17 protein-coding genes are annotated in these 15,830 nt (G+C 66.6%); 8 read left to right on the forward strand and 9 right to left on the reverse strand.

Going from position 1 to position 15,830, the window contains the following annotated elements:
* The first annotated feature begins 178 nt into the window (after positions 1-178).
* Entirely contained in the window at positions 179-475 is a 297-nt protein-coding gene (locus ACZK4Z_RS09170; RefSeq protein ID WP_071228931.1) for a hypothetical protein, read from the forward strand.
* An 80-nt stretch (positions 476-555) separates the two neighbouring features.
* Here the strand turns inward: ACZK4Z_RS09170 and ACZK4Z_RS09175 are convergent, their stop codons facing one another.
* Positions 556-1,632, reverse strand: a complete 1,077-nt coding sequence (locus ACZK4Z_RS09175; RefSeq protein ID WP_478451407.1) for an MBL fold metallo-hydrolase — start codon at positions 1,630-1,632, stop codon at positions 556-558.
* 104 nt (positions 1,633-1,736) lie between these two features.
* On the opposite strand from ACZK4Z_RS09175, the gene ACZK4Z_RS09180 reads away from it, so the two are divergent.
* Entirely contained in the window at positions 1,737-2,348 is a 612-nt protein-coding gene (locus tag ACZK4Z_RS09180; RefSeq protein WP_049398557.1) for a TetR/AcrR family transcriptional regulator, read from the forward strand.
* Here ACZK4Z_RS09180 and ACZK4Z_RS09185 read toward each other — a convergent pair.
* Both ACZK4Z_RS09185 and ACZK4Z_RS09190 read right to left on the reverse strand, forming a co-directional pair.
* A complete protein-coding gene (locus ACZK4Z_RS09185; protein WP_478451408.1) occupies positions 2,345-4,291 on the reverse strand; it encodes an EAL domain-containing protein in 1,947 nt (648 codons plus the stop codon). The two genes, ACZK4Z_RS09180 and ACZK4Z_RS09185, sit on opposite strands and share 4 nt — an antisense overlap.
* A 63-nt stretch (positions 4,292-4,354) precedes the next feature.
* Entirely contained in the window at positions 4,355-5,257 is a 903-nt protein-coding gene (locus ACZK4Z_RS09190) for a LysR substrate-binding domain-containing protein (protein ID WP_478451409.1), read from the reverse strand.
* Positions 5,258-5,377: 120 nt separating this feature from the next.
* On the opposite strand from ACZK4Z_RS09190, the gene ACZK4Z_RS09195 reads away from it, so the two are divergent.
* Positions 5,378-6,889 (forward strand): MFS transporter, encoded by a 1,512-nt coding sequence (locus tag ACZK4Z_RS09195; RefSeq protein ID WP_478451410.1) that lies wholly within the window; start codon positions 5,378-5,380, stop codon positions 6,887-6,889.
* Here ACZK4Z_RS09195 and ACZK4Z_RS09200 read toward each other — a convergent pair.
* Genes ACZK4Z_RS09200 through ACZK4Z_RS09210 form a run of 3 tightly spaced genes read right to left on the reverse strand, consistent with a single transcriptional unit; the run spans position 6,883 to position 9,036 of the window.
* On the reverse strand, positions 6,883-7,599 hold the full coding sequence (locus ACZK4Z_RS09200; RefSeq protein WP_478451412.1) for an SDR family NAD(P)-dependent oxidoreductase: 717 nt from the start codon (positions 7,597-7,599) through the stop codon (positions 6,883-6,885). The genes ACZK4Z_RS09195 and ACZK4Z_RS09200 overlap by 7 nt on opposite strands.
* A gap of 28 nt (positions 7,600-7,627) precedes the next feature.
* Positions 7,628-8,356 (reverse strand): GNAT family N-acetyltransferase, encoded by a 729-nt coding sequence (locus tag ACZK4Z_RS09205; protein ID WP_478451414.1) that lies wholly within the window; start codon positions 8,354-8,356, stop codon positions 7,628-7,630.
* 14 nt (positions 8,357-8,370) lie between these two features.
* Entirely contained in the window at positions 8,371-9,036 is a 666-nt protein-coding gene (locus tag ACZK4Z_RS09210; RefSeq protein ID WP_478451415.1) for an ArsR/SmtB family transcription factor, read from the reverse strand.
* Positions 9,037-9,091: 55 nt separating this feature from the next.
* On the opposite strand from ACZK4Z_RS09210, the gene ACZK4Z_RS09215 reads away from it, so the two are divergent.
* Entirely contained in the window at positions 9,092-9,595 is a 504-nt protein-coding gene (locus tag ACZK4Z_RS09215; protein ID WP_478451416.1) for a DUF2938 domain-containing protein, read from the forward strand.
* 41 nt (positions 9,596-9,636) lie between these two features.
* Complete coding sequence (locus ACZK4Z_RS09220; protein WP_478451418.1) at positions 9,637-10,440, forward strand: APH(3')-II family aminoglycoside O-phosphotransferase; 804 nt, start codon at positions 9,637-9,639, stop codon at positions 10,438-10,440.
* On the opposite strand, the gene ACZK4Z_RS09225 is transcribed toward ACZK4Z_RS09220, so the two are convergent.
* Positions 10,413-10,838 carry a DoxX family protein gene (locus ACZK4Z_RS09225; protein WP_088025763.1) on the reverse strand — a complete coding sequence of 142 codons (426 nt, stop codon included), beginning with the start codon at positions 10,836-10,838 and terminating at the stop codon, positions 10,413-10,415. The two genes, ACZK4Z_RS09220 and ACZK4Z_RS09225, sit on opposite strands and share 28 nt — an antisense overlap.
* Positions 10,839-10,981: 143 nt before the next feature.
* On the opposite strand from ACZK4Z_RS09225, the gene ACZK4Z_RS09230 reads away from it, so the two are divergent.
* The 3 genes from ACZK4Z_RS09230 (at position 10,982) to ACZK4Z_RS09240 (ending at position 13,707) form a co-directional block, all read left to right on the forward strand.
* Positions 10,982-11,572: a TetR/AcrR family transcriptional regulator gene (locus ACZK4Z_RS09230; protein WP_071228922.1), complete on the forward strand. Its 591-nt coding sequence runs from the start codon at positions 10,982-10,984 to the stop codon at positions 11,570-11,572.
* Positions 11,569-12,603, forward strand: coding sequence for a DUF418 domain-containing protein (locus ACZK4Z_RS09235; protein WP_478451420.1), 1,035 nt, complete (start codon positions 11,569-11,571; stop codon positions 12,601-12,603). The genes ACZK4Z_RS09230 and ACZK4Z_RS09235 overlap by 4 nt, the downstream gene beginning before the upstream one ends.
* A 99-nt stretch (positions 12,604-12,702) precedes the next feature.
* Positions 12,703-13,707: a phosphotransferase gene (locus tag ACZK4Z_RS09240; protein WP_478451421.1), complete on the forward strand. Its 1,005-nt coding sequence runs from the start codon at positions 12,703-12,705 to the stop codon at positions 13,705-13,707.
* Between the two features lie 141 nt (positions 13,708-13,848).
* On the opposite strand, the gene ACZK4Z_RS09245 is transcribed toward ACZK4Z_RS09240, so the two are convergent.
* Positions 13,849-14,736 carry a DMT family transporter gene (locus ACZK4Z_RS09245; RefSeq protein WP_478451544.1) on the reverse strand — a complete coding sequence of 296 codons (888 nt, stop codon included), beginning with the start codon at positions 14,734-14,736 and terminating at the stop codon, positions 13,849-13,851.
* Positions 14,737-14,768: 32 nt separating this feature from the next.
* Positions 14,769-15,830 (reverse strand): UDP-N-acetylmuramate dehydrogenase, encoded by a 1,062-nt coding sequence (gene murB / locus ACZK4Z_RS09250; protein WP_478451423.1) that lies wholly within the window; start codon positions 15,828-15,830, stop codon positions 14,769-14,771.

Raw genomic sequence — 15,830 nt, forward strand, 5'->3', positions numbered from 1 at the left:
CGGCCGGATTCGGGCGAGCGCTAGGCTAGCAAGGGATGTAATCGGTTACATGACGCACTGCAGCGCCGCCGGGCGCTGGCGCTGCCATCGCGGGAGCGCTGACGGATGTGGCTCTGGACGGCTGCAGGCTTGCCCCTATGCTGATTGGCAACGACCACCGATCTGAAATGGATTGATGATGGAGTTCAGTTTCACGCTGATGTACCGAGTGCCTGATACCGGAAAAGATCTCAGTGCATTTGAGCGAGGTCTTGCAGAGGTGGGGTGCGACGATGCGCTGCTGGGCAGTGGTTCGCCGGGCGTGTTGGCGTTGCGATTCCAGCGAGAAGGCACAGCCGCAGACGATGTCGCGCGTGCCGCATGCGTGCAGGTCCAGAATGCGGTACCGGAAGCCGAATTGATAACCGTGCATGTCGATGTCAGCAATGCTGGCGGCGTCTCCAATTGCGGTGACTCCAAAGCTGAGCTTGTTTGACGTCCACGGCGCACTTCTCAGAAGCAGCCGAGCATGGCTCGGCTCTACATGGCTTCCGGCAGGTCAAGCGACATCCTCCATTACAGCTCCACCGTCTCCCACCAGCGCGTACCCGCCTGCGGCGCCTGCATGTCCAGTGCTTCGCCCATCATCGGCGTGGCCACCGGCACGTTCTTTGCGCCAGCCAATGCAGTGATGCGCTCGAACGGCTGCTGCCAGGCGTGCAGCGCCAGATCGAAGGTGCCGTTGTGGATCGGCAGCAGCCACTTGCCGCGCAGGTCCAGGTGCGCCTGCAGGGTCTGCTCGGGCTGCATGTGCACGAACGCCCAGCGCGGGTCGTAGGCACCGGTTTCGATCATGGTCAGGTCGAACGGGCCGTACTTCTCACCGATGGCCTTGAAGCCGTCGAAGTAGCCGGTGTCGCCGCTGAAGAAGATGCGGAAGTCATCGTCCTGGATCACCCATGACGCCCACAGGCTGCGATCGCTGTCGCCCAGCCCACGGCCGGAGAAATGCTGGCCCGGGGTGGCGGTCAGGCGCAGGCCGCTGGCTTCGGTGGACTGCCACCAATCCAGCTGTTCCACCTTGCTGGCGTCCACGCCCCACGCAATCAGCTGGTCGCCCACACCCAGCGGTGCGATGAAGCGCGCGGTCTTGCCGGCCAGCTGCATCACCGCGGCATGGTCCAGGTGGTCGTAGTGGTTGTGCGAGAGGATCACGCCGGCGATCGGCGGCAGCTGGTCGATGCTGATCGGCGGCGCGTGGAAGCGGGCCGGGCCCATCCACTGCACCGGCGAGGCGCGCTCGGAGAACACCGGATCGGTCAGCCAGTATTGGCCACGCAACTTCAGCAGGATCGTGGAATGCCCGAGCCGGAACAGGCTGCGATCAGGCGCGGCGTCCAGGGTGGCGCGGTCCAGCGGCAGCACCGGAATGGGGTGGGCGGGCACGGTGCCCTTGGGCTTGTTGAACAGGAACGTCCACCAGATCTCCGCGCCATCGCGCAGGCCCATCGCCGGACGCGGCAGGGCATTGCGGAACTTGCCGTCGCGGTACTGCGGCGAATCGGGGAAGTCGGGGAGGGACCAGGACTTGCAGAAGGTGTAGGCGGTCACGGCGAGGATTCCAAGCAAAAGGACAAGGAGCAGGCGCTTCATGGGTGACGTCCGCTGGGTACACTGCACAGTGTAGTTTCGTGTTTTTCAAAAGTACACTGCCGGGTGTAAAATGGTGTCGTCCGTTCAGTTATCTGGTTCCTGCCATGTCCCGTGCCCCGCAACGCCTGACCGACCGCAAACGCGAAGCCATCGTGCGTGCGGCGGTGGAGGAGTTCCGTGCATCGGGCTACGAGGCGACCAGCATGGACCGCATCGCCGAGGTGGCCGGGGTCTCCAAGCGCACCGTCTACAACCACTTCCCGAGCAAGGAAGCGTTGTTCTCGATGATCCTGGAGGAGCTGTGGGAGCGCAGCGTGGCCAGCGACGCACTGCCGTACCGCGCCGACCAGCCGCTGCAGGCGCAGCTGATGCAGCTGCTGGGGCAGAAGCTGGAGCTGCTCAGTGATGCCAACTTCATCGACCTGGCGCGGGTGGCGATGGCCGAGATCATCCATTCGCCGGAACGTGCGCAGGCCATCGTCTGCCGCATGGGCGAGAAGGAAAGCGGTGAGAGTGCGTGGATCCGCGCGGCAATCGCCGATGGCCGGCTGCGCCAGGTCGATCCGGAGTTCGCCGGCCACCAGCTGCACGGGCTGGTGAAGAGCTTTGCATTCTGGCCACAGGTGACGATGGGGCAGGCGCCGTTGAACGAACAGGAGCGCGCACGCGTGGCCGAATCGGCGGTGGCGATGTTCCTGGGTTACTACGCGGTCTAGCTGGCGGCGAAGCGGCGGAACTCGTCGGCCGGCAGCGCCGCCGAGTACAGATAGCCCTGGCCGACATCCACACCCAGTGCGCGCAGTTGCTGTTCCTGCGCGAGGGTTTCGGTACCCTCGGCCACCACGATCGCACCGCAGCGATGCGCGACTTCGACGATGAAGCGAACGATCGACTGCGACTTGGCGTCGGACAGGGTGGCAATCAACGCCTGCTCGATCTTGACCTCGGCAATGGCCAGCTGCGAGAGCAGGATCAGGGTTGAATAGCCGGCACCGAAATCATCCAGTGACAGCGTGACCTCCGCCGCCAGCAGCTGTGCGATGTTGGCATCGACCACGTCGCGCTCGACGATCTCGGTCCATTCGACGATCTCCAGGCGCAGCATCACGCCGGGCACATCGTGCAGTGCCAGCAATTCCTGCAGGCGCAGGCCGAAGTCGGGCAGGCGCAGTGACTCGGCCGAAACGTTCACGGCGATCTTCAGCTGCGAGCCATCGCGTCGGCAATGCTGCAGGAAGTGGATGGCCGACTGCAGCGTGGCCCATTCCAGTTCAGCCAACCGCCCCTGCCGGCGCAGCAGCGAGATCACCCGCATCGGCGCGATCAGCCGGCCCTCGCCGTCGCGCATGCGCAGCAGTGCTTCGGCGCCGACCAGCTGGCGATCCTGCAGACGATGCTTGGGCTGGTAGCACAGGGGGGCATCTCCCTGCTGCAGCCAGCGTTCGAGGGCGACTTCGATCAGGGCGTCGATCTCGCTGTCGCGCTGGATCGGGTCGTCGAAGAACACGACGCCGGATTCGATCGCACTCAGCGCCACGGTGATCGCGCGGAACGGAAGATGTCCTTCGTCGGCATCGGCGGGGGGCTTCAATTCGACCACCGCACAGCGGAACAGCGGCCGGAAGCCGGGCCAATCGCGGCCGACCCGATCGGCCAGGTTGCTGGCCAGCTCGGTGATCTGCGGCTGCGTGCGCAGTTCGAACAAGGTCAGGTCGCGCACCAGGATCGCCAGCGCGGCATCGCCGAACTGGTAGATCTCCAGCTGCCCGGCTGGCAGCGAGGGCAGCAGCCGATGCACCTCGTCGGTGCTGTCGCGCTGCCACAGGCCGTTGTCCTGCAGCGGACCATAGCGCAGGCGCAGATCGCGCAGGTTGCCCATCTCGGCCACGATCAGGCAGGCCTTGCCGATGCCGTCGTTGTCGCGCCAGTAATGTTGCAGGCGTTCGCCAAGTGCACGCATGTTGGGCAGGCCACTGATCGGATCGATGCGCAGCCAGGCCTGTTCGCGCTGACGCTGTGCATCGATCTGCGCATCGTTGTAGACCAGCGCGAACACCGCGCCGAGCATCAGCAGCGATAGTGGCAGTGCCAGCAGCCGCTGGATTGCCAACTCCTCCACGGGCAGCTGATTGGCGCCGATGATTGCGACGCCCAGTGCCAGGCCCAACGCAGTGACGGCGATACGCACGCCCCAGGCCTGCAGGATCACGCGCAGCGAGAGCTCATTGAGCATGCGCGGGTGCAGGCGCCTGCGCAGCCAGACGCCGGCCAGCATCTGCAGCGTGGCCTCGAGGCCGGCTGGCAGGAAATACTGGGTGCCGGCAAACTGGTAGCGCGCCAGCAGGCTGGCGGCCAGGCAGGTCAGGCCGCCGCGCCAACCGCCCAGCAGGCCACTGACCAGCAGGATGTCGAAGCCGAGGTGCAGCTTGACCACACCCTGGGTGTAACGGGCCACGAACCAGGAATTGAACAGGTAGATCAGGCCCAGCGCCACGCCGACATACAGGCGACGGCCTTCAATGGCGTGCCCGGCGCGGCGGGTGGCGATCAGCAGCACGCCGATCATGCCGATCACCGCCGTGGCCTGCAGCAGGTACAGCGGCAGGCTGGGCAGGGCGCTGTCCAGGACCTGGGCCGAGACCCGTGAAAGCGCATCCATAGCAGGTTCCCGCCTGTGACCGACGGCCAGTGACGAGCAGCGTAGTCGCAGCAGCGCGCAGGTTCAATTGCGCTGGCTGCGTTCGGGCAGGAGGTGTTCGGCCATGAAATCCACGAACGCGCGTACACGCGGCTGCTGATGGCGATGGCTTGGCCAGAGGGCCCAGAAGGTGCTGCGCTCGGTGCTCCATGGGTCCAGGACGCTGACGAGTTCACCGCGGTCCAGCGCATCACGCGTGGCGAAGTCGGGCAGGCACGCAATGCCATGGCCATCAATGGCCATGTGCAGGATCGTCTCAAGATGATTGGCGGTCATTGCGGCAGTCAGTCGCAGCTCGGTGCCTCCCTCATGCGTGGGCAGTGGCCAACGTTCGATCAGGCCGGTGCCGGGAAAGCGATGGAGAAGGCACGCGTGGCCGCTCAGATCCTCCGGGTGCTGTGGCGTGCCGCGCTTGGCGAAGTACGCAGGGGCGCCCACACAGAGCAGGCGGGCACTGCCGAGGTTGCGGCCGTGCAGCCTGGAGTCGGCGGGGATGCCCGTGCGGACAACGGCGTCGAAGCCCTCCTCGATGACATCGACAAGACGGTCGCTGAAGTGCAGGTCGAGCTCGATGGCGGGAAAGCGGTGCGCAAAGGCCGATAGCACCGGCAGCATCAGTCCGCTGGCGAGTGGAAGACTGACCTTCAGGCGACCGCTGGGCGCGGCCTGGGCGTCGGTCAGCTCGCGCTCCGCTGCGGCGACCTCGGTCATGATGCGACGGCAGCGTTCAAGGAACTGCTCGCCTTCGGCAGTCAGGCTGACGCTGCGGGTATTGCGATTCAGCAGGCGGGTGCCCAGACGCTCTTCCAGCCGGGCGATGGTCTTGCTTGCCGCCGAAGGGGTGATGCCACGCTGTCGTGCTGCGGCCGCGAAGCTGCGTGCCTCGGCGACCAGAACGAAGAGGCTGAGACCGGCAAAGCTGTCCATGACATGGCCATTGATGACGTTAATGTCATTAAAGCACGGACACAACGATGGATTTTTACGCGATAGCGTCGTCGCTAGCATCAATGCGGTGGCGCCTGGCCACGCTGGAGTTTCATCGACATGTCAGTTGCTTCTGCTGAGACGGCCGGATCATCACGCTTTGGAGTGGTGCTGGCGGGCTGCCTGACGGCGCTCACCATTCCGTTGAGCATTGCCAGCCCCGCCGTTGGCATTCCCGCCATCCGGGACGCGCTGGGCGGTTCGCCTGCGGCGTTGTCCTGGATCATCAACGCTTATCTGTTGACCTACGGCTGCACCACGCTGGTGGCCGGTGGGCTGGCCGATCTGCATGGCAGGCGCCGGATCTGGCTTCTGGGCGGCGCGTCGTTTGCGCTGGTCACCGGCCTGATCCCCTTGATGCCCGGTGTGGCGTGGATCAATGCACTGCGACTGCTTCAGGGGATGGCGGCGTCGGCTGCGTTTGCCGGTGCGATGGCGTCGCTGGCGCAGGTGTTCGACGGCCAGGCGCGGGCAAGGGTGTTCAGCCTGATCGGCACCACCTTTGGTGCAGGAGCCGCAGGCGGTCCGCTGCTGGCAGGCGGATTGATCGATGCGCTGGGCTGGGAATGGGTGTTCTTCCTGCCTGCGTTGCTGGCCGCCCTGACCGTACCGTTGGTCGCCCTGTCATCCGTCGAATCGAAGAGCACCGGTTCGCCACGCCTGGATTGGCTGGGCGCCGTCACCTTCATGCTGGCGCTGGGGTCACTCACCTACGCCATGATCGTGCTGCCGGAACGCGGCCTGTTGCATCCGCAGACGCTGGTACTGCTGGCGCTCTCGATGGTGTTGCTGGCCGCGTTCATTGCCGTCGAGCGCTCCCATCGAACACCGCTGCTGGATCTCGGCCTGTTCCGCAACCGGCGCTTTGTTGGCGTGCAGATTCTCGCCGCTGCCCCCGCGTTCTCGTACGTCGTTCTTCTGGTGGTGCTGCCGGCGGGGTTCATCGGTGTTGAAGGGCTGCGGCCCACCGAGGCTGGACTGGCGATGGCAGCACTGTCTGCGCCATTGCTGGTTGTCCCCCTGGTTGCGGGTCACCTGCTGCGCTGGATTCCGGCGCGGACGCTGTGTTGTGCGGGCCTGTTGATCGGCGCGCTTGGGCTGGCATGGCTGGCGCAGGTGTTCCAGCTACCTTCGGTGCGCTGGATGCCGATGCTGGTCATCGGGATCGGCATCGGTCTGCCTTGGGGGATCATGGATGGCCTGGCGGTCAGCGTGGTTGGCAAAGAGCAGGCAGGCATGGCCGCGGGCATCTTCAACGCAATGCGACTGGCAGGCGATTCCATTGCCCTCGCGCTTGTCGGCATCATGCTCTCATCCCGCATTGGTGGGAGTATGGCGCTTGAGGCCAGCGTCGTGGCCCGTGCCGCCGTGCATCGGCTGTCCATGGGCGACCTTGGCGGAGCGGTGGAGGCATTGCCCGGCGTTTCGAGAACGGCGCTGGCCCAGGCATACATGGAGTCCGTCCGTGGCCAGCTGTTTGTCCTGGCGATGGCGACCGTGCTGACCGCCATCGTGCTTGGGTACCTGTTGCGCGAAGAGGCCGAGCCTGGCCTGCGCAGAGTCGGTCAGTAGCGCGGGTCGGCGATGGCCGGCAGCACCAGTTCGCGCACGAAGCCGGACGGTGACAACTGCAGCAACGCGCGCACCATCGCAACGACGTCGTGCACCGGCACCAGCTCGCCGTCGCCGCGCGCTGCGGCCTCGGCCACCGGCACTGACAGTGCATCGTCGGTGTTGAGGTAGCCCAGCTGCAGGCTGGTCACCGCCAGGCGGCGATCGCGGAAGCCCTCGCGCAGTGCATCGGCGATGCCGTTGAGCGCGAACTTGGATGCGCCGAACGCCACTTCCGGGCGGCCGCTGCGTGGCAGTGCCGAGGTCGAGCCGGTCAGCACCAGCTGCGGGCGTGATGCGCGCAGCACCCGCGGCAGCAGGCGCTGCAGCAGCACCAGGGTTGCGGTGATGTTGACGTCGACCAGTTGGGTGAGTGCGGCATCGCTCTGGTCGAGGAAGGCGTACTCGTCGCTGAAGGCGGTCTGTTCCCAGATGCCCACGTTGTGGATCAGCACATCCAGATCGGCAGGTGCCTGTGCTGCGATGTGGTCGGCAGCCACGGTCGGCTGGGACAGATCGGCTTCGATCCACTGCAGGGTGACGCCCTCGGGGCATTCAATATCGCGCGGTCGGTTGCGTGAAACGCCGATGACGGTGTCGCCTGCACTGCACAGGCCTTCCACGAACGCCCGACCGAGGCCCCTGCTGGCGCCGATGACCATCAATTTCATGTTGCTTCCTTGTTGTACTGCGGCGGCCTCAGTCGACCGCCAGAACGGTGTCCCAATCGGCGAACGCACGCAGGCCGCTGCGTTCGGCGGTAATGATCGAGGCGGTGTTGTCGAGCTGGCAACGGTACTGCGGCTGCAGCCCGGCCGCCCGCGCGGACACGGCCATGGCGCGTACCAGCTGGCGCGCGTGCCCGCGACCGCGGGCTTCGGGAAGGGTCAGCACGCCCATGTCGGCCAGGGCCGGATCCAGGCTCCACGGGTACATGCTTCCCGCGGCAACCAGCCGCTCGCCATCGAAGGCGCCGAACACCTGCCAGTGGTCCAGCTCGACCCAGGCGGCATCCAGATCCTCCTCGCTCGCGCTGGCCTGGAACCCGTCGAACGCGGCTGCGTCGGCCGGGCCAAGACAGCGGATATGTGGCGGTGCAGGGCGCTCGGCCAGGGCCGCAAGTTCTGCGGCGGGGAAGTAGAAGACGCGATCCGCGCCATGCGTGCGCTGGCCGAGCTGCTGCAGGCGCAGTTGCAGCTGCGGGAGCGTCCAGTGCGGCTGCGCGTGCAGTTGCAGGCGAGCGGCCAGGGCCGGGCGCAGCAGTGCGCGCGCGGGGCCCACGACCGGCTGCAGCAGCATGCCGTCCTCGCCCTCATCGAAATCATCGCTGCACGCCAACTGCAGCAGTGGATCATCCTGCAGCATGCGCTGCCCGGAGAACACGCTGCGCCAGGTCGCATCGATCAACGGGGCAAACACATCATCCATGACCGGTGTCTCGCTCAGTGCCGGGGCAGGTCCACCTGCAGGCCGGCGGCCTTCCATTCGGGGTAACCGGCGGCGAGCCGCTGCGCGGTCAGTCCGGCCTCGCGCAGCATCGCCACCGCATCGTTGGACAGCACGCAGTAGGGACCGCGGCAATACGCGACAATGTGGACGGCACGCGGCAGTTCGTCCATCCGTGCACGCAGTTCCGTAACGGGAATGTTCAGCGCGCCGGGCAGGTGTCCCAGATCGAATTCCTCACGCGGCCGCACATCCAGCAGCACCACGCTGCTGCGTTGTTCCAGCAACTGCTCGACAGTCAGGCCTTCCAGAGCATCGCGGCGCTGCAGGCTGTCGTGGATCACGCCGTGCATCTCGCTGCGCTGGTGGTCGGCATAGTCGCGCAGCGCGGCCAGCAGGTTGCCCAGCGGACCCTCACCACTGCGGTAGAGGATGCGCTTGCCATCGCGTCGGGTCTGAACCAGGCCGGCACGGCGCAGCTGCTGCAGATGCTGGGAGGTATTGGCCACCGACAGCCCGGTCAGGTCGGCCAGGCGCTCCACGGCGCGCTCGCCCTGGGCGATGTGCTCCAGCAGGGCCAGGCGATGGGCATGGCCGAGCGTGCGGGCGATTTCGGCCAAGGCTTCCAGCGGTGAGAGCGGTGGCTCTGTTGCAGCGTTCATGCGGCGCACGCTAGCATCGCTCTATCATTCAAGCAAATAATTGAAGGTGTGCGATATGGCTGGCCTGGCGACATTCGTGATGGATTCGGTGGTAGTCGGCGTGGGAGCGACCGCTGTGATGGACCTGTGGGCGCTGGTGCAGCGGCGGCTGCTCGGCATTCCCTCGCTGGATTTCGCGATGGTGGGCCGCTGGTTGGGGCATCTGCCGCGCGGGCGCTTCCGCCACGATGGCATCGGCCGCGCGGCTGCGGTCAGTGGCGAGCGCGCGCTGGGCTGGACCGCGCATTACGTGATCGGTGTGGTCTTCGCCGCGTTGCTGCTGGCCGTGGTGGGGAACGGTTGGGTGCAGGCGCCGACACTGTGGCCGGCGCTGGCCTTCGGCATCCTCAGCGTCGCCGCACCGTTCCTCATCCTGCAGCCGGGCATGGGCGCGGGCATTGCCGCTTCGAAGACCCCGGCGCCGGGCAAGGCGCGCCTGCGCAGCCTGGTGGCGCACAGTGTGTTCGGCCTGGGCATGTACCTTTCCGCGTTGTTGTTGGCTGCGGTCCATGCAGGATGAGCGAGAATCCGTGGGGTCACCGGCAACAGGAACACCTCGGCATGGAAGCACCCAAACCCATCACTGATGACATGCCGCTGCCGTGGGCGTGGCAGGACGCATTGGCCGATGCGCGCATCGAGCGGCAATCGATCGGTGTGTCGCGTGCGGATGTTGCCCGCGTGCATCGGCCGGGCCAGGCCGATGCCTTCCTGAAGTCGGAAGTGATCGACGCCTTCAGTGAGCTGGGCGATGAGATCGCACGCCTGCGTTGGCTGCAGGCACAGGGACAACCGGTGCCAGCGGTGATTGCCACTGCCGAAGAGGCGGGCCGGCGCTGGTTGCTGATGAGCGCGCTGCCTGGCCGCGACCTGGCCTCGTCGCCGGAGCTCGCGCCGCAGCAGCTGGTGGAGCTGCTGGCCGACGCGCTACGCGGGCTGCATGCGTTGCCGGTGGCAGCCTGTCCGTTCGACCAGCGACTGGCGTCGCGCGTGCAGGTTGCGCAGGCCCGCGTTGAAGCGGGCCTGGTGGATGCCGATGATTTCGATGACGAACGCCTGGGCCAGAGCCCACAGCAGGTCTTCGCTGAACTGTGCAGTACCCGGCCCGACCATGAAGTCCTGGTGGTCAGCCATGGCGATGCGTGCCTGCCGAATCTGATGGTGGTCGAGGGCCGCTTCAGTGGTTTCATCGACTGTGGCCGGCTGGGTGTGGCCGACCGCTACCAGGATCTGGCGCTGGCCGCGCGCAGCCTGGTCCACAACTTCGGCGACACGCGTTGGGTTGCGCCGTTGTTCCAACGCTACGGTGCGGTGGCCGACGAGCGCCGGCTGGCGTTCTACCGGTTGCTCGACGAGTTCTTCTGAGCCCGCGCATGGCTGGCGATGGCCGCGCAGATCAGGCCACCGACCACGCTCAGGTGTTCCAGCGCGAAGAACAGGGCCAGCTGCTGTTCGGCGCCGTGCTTGTTCCAGAAGGTATGCACGATGACGATGGTCAGCAGCATGAACACCGCCAGCGCGCCGCTGCCCAGCCAGAGCAGGCGATCGAGCAGCAGGCACAGTGCGCCGCCCAGCAGCACCACGGCGCTGGCGATGTTGAACAGCACAGGCGGTTGCAATCCGGCGGCCTGCATTTCGGCCACGCTGTTGTCCCACGCCAGCAGCTTGGCCAGGCCCGAGGACAGGAACACCACGGCCAGCAACAGCCGCGCGAGGAACCACAGCACGCGGCTGTCGAGCAGGGTGGTGATCATCCGTGGCATGCAGGAACTCCGGGTTGAGCGTGGGACAGGCCGCGCAGCATCGGGCCTCAACCGCAGTTGAGGTCAAGGCTGGCTGAACGGAGCCCGGCGTTGGCTGGATTGCCAGCTTCTAATCGGACGAACGTTCGTTCACTATTTGCGCCATGAACCGAGCCGACCGCAACGAGCAACGCATCGCGCAGATCCTGCAGGCCGCCCTGCAGTGCTTCCTCGTGAAGGGATTCCACCAGACCAGCATGCGTGACATCGCGCAGGCGGCCGGCGTCAGCCTGGGCAATCTCTACAACCACTTCCCGGGCAAGGAGGCGATCATCCTTGCGGTGGCGGTGGCCGAGAGCGAAGAACTGGCACCGTTGCTGCAGCGACTGGCCGCGTCCGATGGCGAACGCACACAGGTGATGGCCTTCCTGCAGGACTTCCATGCGCTGTGCCGGCAGCCGGAATGGGCAACACTTGCGGTGGAGGTGCTGGCCGAGAGCGCACGCAATCCGGCCGTGGCCGAGGCCTTCGCGGCCAATCGCAGGCAATTGCAGGCGACGCTGGCCGAAGCCCTGCAGCAGATGGCACAGCGCGAACGTCGGCGTCCCGTACTGGCGCCGGCACTGCAGGCGCAGGTGCTGCTGGATGCCATCGAAAGCGACGCACTGCGTCGGGGGCTGGGCGAAGCCGAGGGCACCGATGAAGCATCGCTGGATCTTGGCCTGCTCGCGCTGCTGCTGGGGGCGCGTGCATGAGCGCCATGGACCGGCGGCTGCACGGCCTGGATCTGGCACGCTACCTGGCACTGGCCGGCATGGTGCTGGTGAATTTCCGTCTGGCGATGGCCGTGCCGGCAGAGGGTGAGGGTTGGCTGGCAGGGTTCTTCCATCTGCTGGAAGGCAAGGCTTCGGCGACGTTCGTTACGCTGGCTGGCTTGGGCCTGGTGTTGGCCACGCAGCGGCAAGGGGGGTGGCCGGCCAGCGTGCAGACCTGGAGGCGCGCGCTGTTCCTGATGGTGCTGGGCCTGCTCAACCTGACCCTGTTCCCGGCCGATATCCTGCACTACTACGCGGTGTACTTCGCGCTGGCGGTGCTGTGGCTGCGTGCCTCGCCGCGGGTGTTGCTGGCCAGCATCGTGGGCCTGGCGGCCTGTTCGTTCTGGGCGTTGCTGCATTGGGATTACAGCCAGGGATGGAACTGGCAGACGCTGGAATACGCCGGTCTGTGGCAATGGCCGGGCGCGGCCCGCAACCTGCTGTTCAATGGCTTCCACCCGTTGATGCCGTGGCTGTGCTTCTTCCTGCTGGGCATGCTGCTGGCGCGCCTTCCGTTGTCGCAGCCGCGGGTGCAGCATGCGTTGCTGGTGCTGGGGCTGCTGCTGATCGGCGCCGGCCAGGGCGTGCAGCATCTTGCGCACGGAACGCCCTGGCAGGCGTGGCTGGGTACGCATCCGATGCCGCCAGGACCCGCCTACGTGCTTACTGGTGCGGGCGCGGCCTGCAGTGTCATCGCCGCCTGCCTGTGGCTGGCACGGGTACATCCAGGCGACTGGCTGGAGCCGTTCACCGCGGCCGGGCGCATGACCCTGACCCTGTATGTGGGTCACATCCTGCTGGGCATGGGCACGCTGGAAAGCCTGGGCCTGCTTGATGGCAGTGCCTCGCTCGCGTCGGTGCTGCTGTGGGCGCTGCTGTTCCTGATGCTGGCGACCGCTGCGGCGTGGCTGTGGTCATGGCAGTTCGCGCGCGGTCCGCTGGAGGCGGTGATGCGCCGTATTGCAGGCTAGTTCTTTGGTCGTGCCGAGGTGATGTTGTGACGGACATGTCTGTGTCGTGGCGAGCGCATCTGCGATAGTGGCGGCAGGTAACACTTTCCGCTTGCATCCATGTCATTCGCTTCGGCGCAGCATCTCGGCGAAGTCCTGCAACGATCCTATGGCATCACCCCCACCGCCGTGGTGCCACGCCCGGTGGGCGCCGACGCCAATGCCAGCGTGTATCGCGTCGATGCGCGGCACGGGCAGTGGTGGTTGAAATGCCGCACCTACCAGGTCGACCCATCGGTGTGGGACAGCCTGCACTGGATGCGCGGCACGTTGGGTCTCGATGAGATCGTCGCGCCGTGGCCGGCACTGACCGGTGGTGCGTCGGTACAGCGCTGGGGATTGCAGTTCACCCTGTTCCCTTATGTGGAAGGCCAGTCCGGGTTCGAGGCAGCGTTGAGCCGCACCCAGTGGAAACGGCTGGGTGAGGTGCTGCGGCGCCTGCACGGCGCGCAGCTGCCGGCGGAACTGCAGCAGGCGCTGCCGATCGTCCGGCTGGAAACCGCGGCGCTGGAGACCGTCGGGCAGTGGTTGGCCGGCGAGGGTCTGGCGGCCGCGAAGGACGGGCTGGGCCGCGCATTCGTTTCGGTATGGGACCAGCAGCATGCGCGCATCGCGGCGCTGCATTCACAGGCACGGGAACTGCTCGCGACCTTGCAGGACGTGCCGGTAGACCTGCACCTGTGCCACACCGATCTGCATGCCGGCAACCTGCTGATGGGCAATGACGGGGGCCTGCACCTGATTGATTGGGATGGCCTGTCGCTGGCACCGCGCGAGCGCGACCTGATGTTCATCGGTGGTGCCGTGGGCGGACGTTGGGGCCGTGAGAATCCGCTCGATTTCGCAGCAGGCTATGGCAGCGACCTGGGGGATCCGCGCTGGATCGCCTGGTACCGGCACTGGCGCATCCTGCAGGACCTGATCGAGTTCCAGCAGATGCTGCTGGGCAGCGATGGTGAGGAGCGTTCGCCGCAACTGCGCCGGCAGTCGCTGCATTACCTGGGCGAGCAGTTCGCGCCGGGCAATGTGTTCGATGCGGCGGAGCGGGTGTATCGGGCGTTGTAAATGCACGTCACCTGCCATCGATGAGGCGTCGCGCTGCGCGCGATGAGTCGAGCATGGCTCGACTCTACAGTTGCGCTCGGCTGCTCTTCGCGCCGCCATCGTTGATCAGGCGGACAGGAATCATCCGCGCAGGGCGCGGATCTACTCGGCGGGCTTGGCCGCTGCCGAGGCCGCCGCGCTTGCGGCGCGGCGCGACAGCACGGCCTCGCGATGGGCGATGTAGGCGTTGGCGGCGAGGATGATGCCGGCACCGATGATCGTCCAGCGGTCCACCGTTTCGTTGAACAGCAGCCAGCCGCACAACGTGACCAGCGGCAGCTGCAGGAAACTGATCGGGGTCAGTGCCGAGACTTCGCCCAGGCGCAGCGCACGTGTCCACAGCAGCTGGCCGATGGTGCCGAGCACGCCGGTGGCCAGCAGCCACAGCCACGCCATGCCGGTGGGCCAGACCCAGACGAACACTGCCGGGATCAGCGACAGCGGCACCCAGAACACGTAGGTATAGAGCACCACGGTGTCGGCGCTGTCGATGCGGGTCAGCTGCTTGATCTGGATCGCCACCAGCGAACTGAGCACGGCCGCACCCACCGCCACCAGGCTGCCTGCAGTGAAGCCCGCGGTACCGGGGCGGACGATCACCAACACGCCGATGAAACCGACAACCACCGCCGCCCAGCGGCGCACGCGCACGGTCTCGCCCAGCCACAGCACGGCGGCAATGGTGACGAACAGCGGCGTGGAGTAGGAGAGCGACACCGCCTGCGCCAACGGCAGGTGGCCCAGGGCCCAGAACGCGCACAGCATCGATCCCAGGCCGATCGCACTGCGCACGAAGTAGCGCGGCAGCTGTTGGGTCTTCAGCGGCGCGTGGCCTGGCCGCAGCAGCATCGGCAGCAACGCCAGCAGGCCGAAGGCATTGCGGAAGAACGCCACTTCCTGGGTGGGCACGTAGCGCGTGGCGTAGCGGATCGCCAGGGCCATCAGGCCGAATGCCATCGTGCTGCCGAGCATCAGCAGCGCCGCCCGCATCGGGGTGGCGCTGGGGGAGAGGGCGGGGGTGTTCACCACTGTGCGCCGAGCAGGCGGGGCTCCGGTTCGATCGGCACGCCGAACTTCTCCAGCACGGAAGCAGAGATGCGTCGCGCCAGCGCCAGCAGTTCAGCGCCGGTGGCGTTGCCGTGGTTGACCAGCACCAGTGCGTGGCTCGGCGCCACGCCAGCATCGCCTTCGCGGAAGCCCTTCCAGCCGCAGGACTCGATCATCCATGCCGCCGAGACCTTGCGCTTGCCGTCCTGCTCGGCCGGGAACACGGGCAGGTCGGGGAAGTGCTGCAGCAGCACGTCGACCTGTTCCAGCGGCAGTACCGGGTTCTTGAAGAAGCTGCCGGCGTTGCCCAGTACATCCGGGTCGGGCAGCTTGCGGCGGCGGATCGCGATCACCGCATTGGCCACGTCCACCGCACTGGGCAATTCCACACCCTGCGCCTGCAGTTCCTCGCGGATGCCGGCGTAGTCCATGCGCAGGTCATGCAGCAGTGGCAGCTTCAGTTCGATGGCGGTGATCAGGTAGCGGTCCATCTGCTGCTTGAACACGCTGTCGCGGTAGGCGAAGCCACACTGTTCGTTGTCCAGCCGCACCCAGGCCTGTTCCTGGCAGTCCCAGGCTTCGACGGCCTGGATGAACTCGCCGACCTGCGCGCCGTAGGCGCCGATGTTCTGGATCGGCGCGGCACCGGCGGTGCCGGGAATCAGGGCGAGGTTTTCCAGGCCGGACAGGCCTTCCTGCAGCGACCACATCACCAGGCCGTGCCACGGCACACCGGCACCGGCGCGGATCACGGCATGGTCGGCGCGATGCTCGAGGAAGCTGATGTCACGGTTGCCGAACACCAGCACGGTGCCCGGCAGGTCCTCGGCGATCAGCACGTTGCTGCCGGCACCCAGCACCAGCAGCGGGCCGCTGGCCACGTCGGGCAATGCCAGCACTTCCGGCAGCAGCGTGGGATCGTGCAGTTCCAGCAGCTGAGCGGCGCTGGCCTGCACATGGAAGGTGTTCAGGGCCTGCAGCGGCGCATTGCGGGTGAGCGTCCAGCGCAGCGGGGCGTTGCCGTCGACGGTATCCAT

Source organism: Stenotrophomonas sp. 71799_Sma (genome assembly GCF_056482505.1).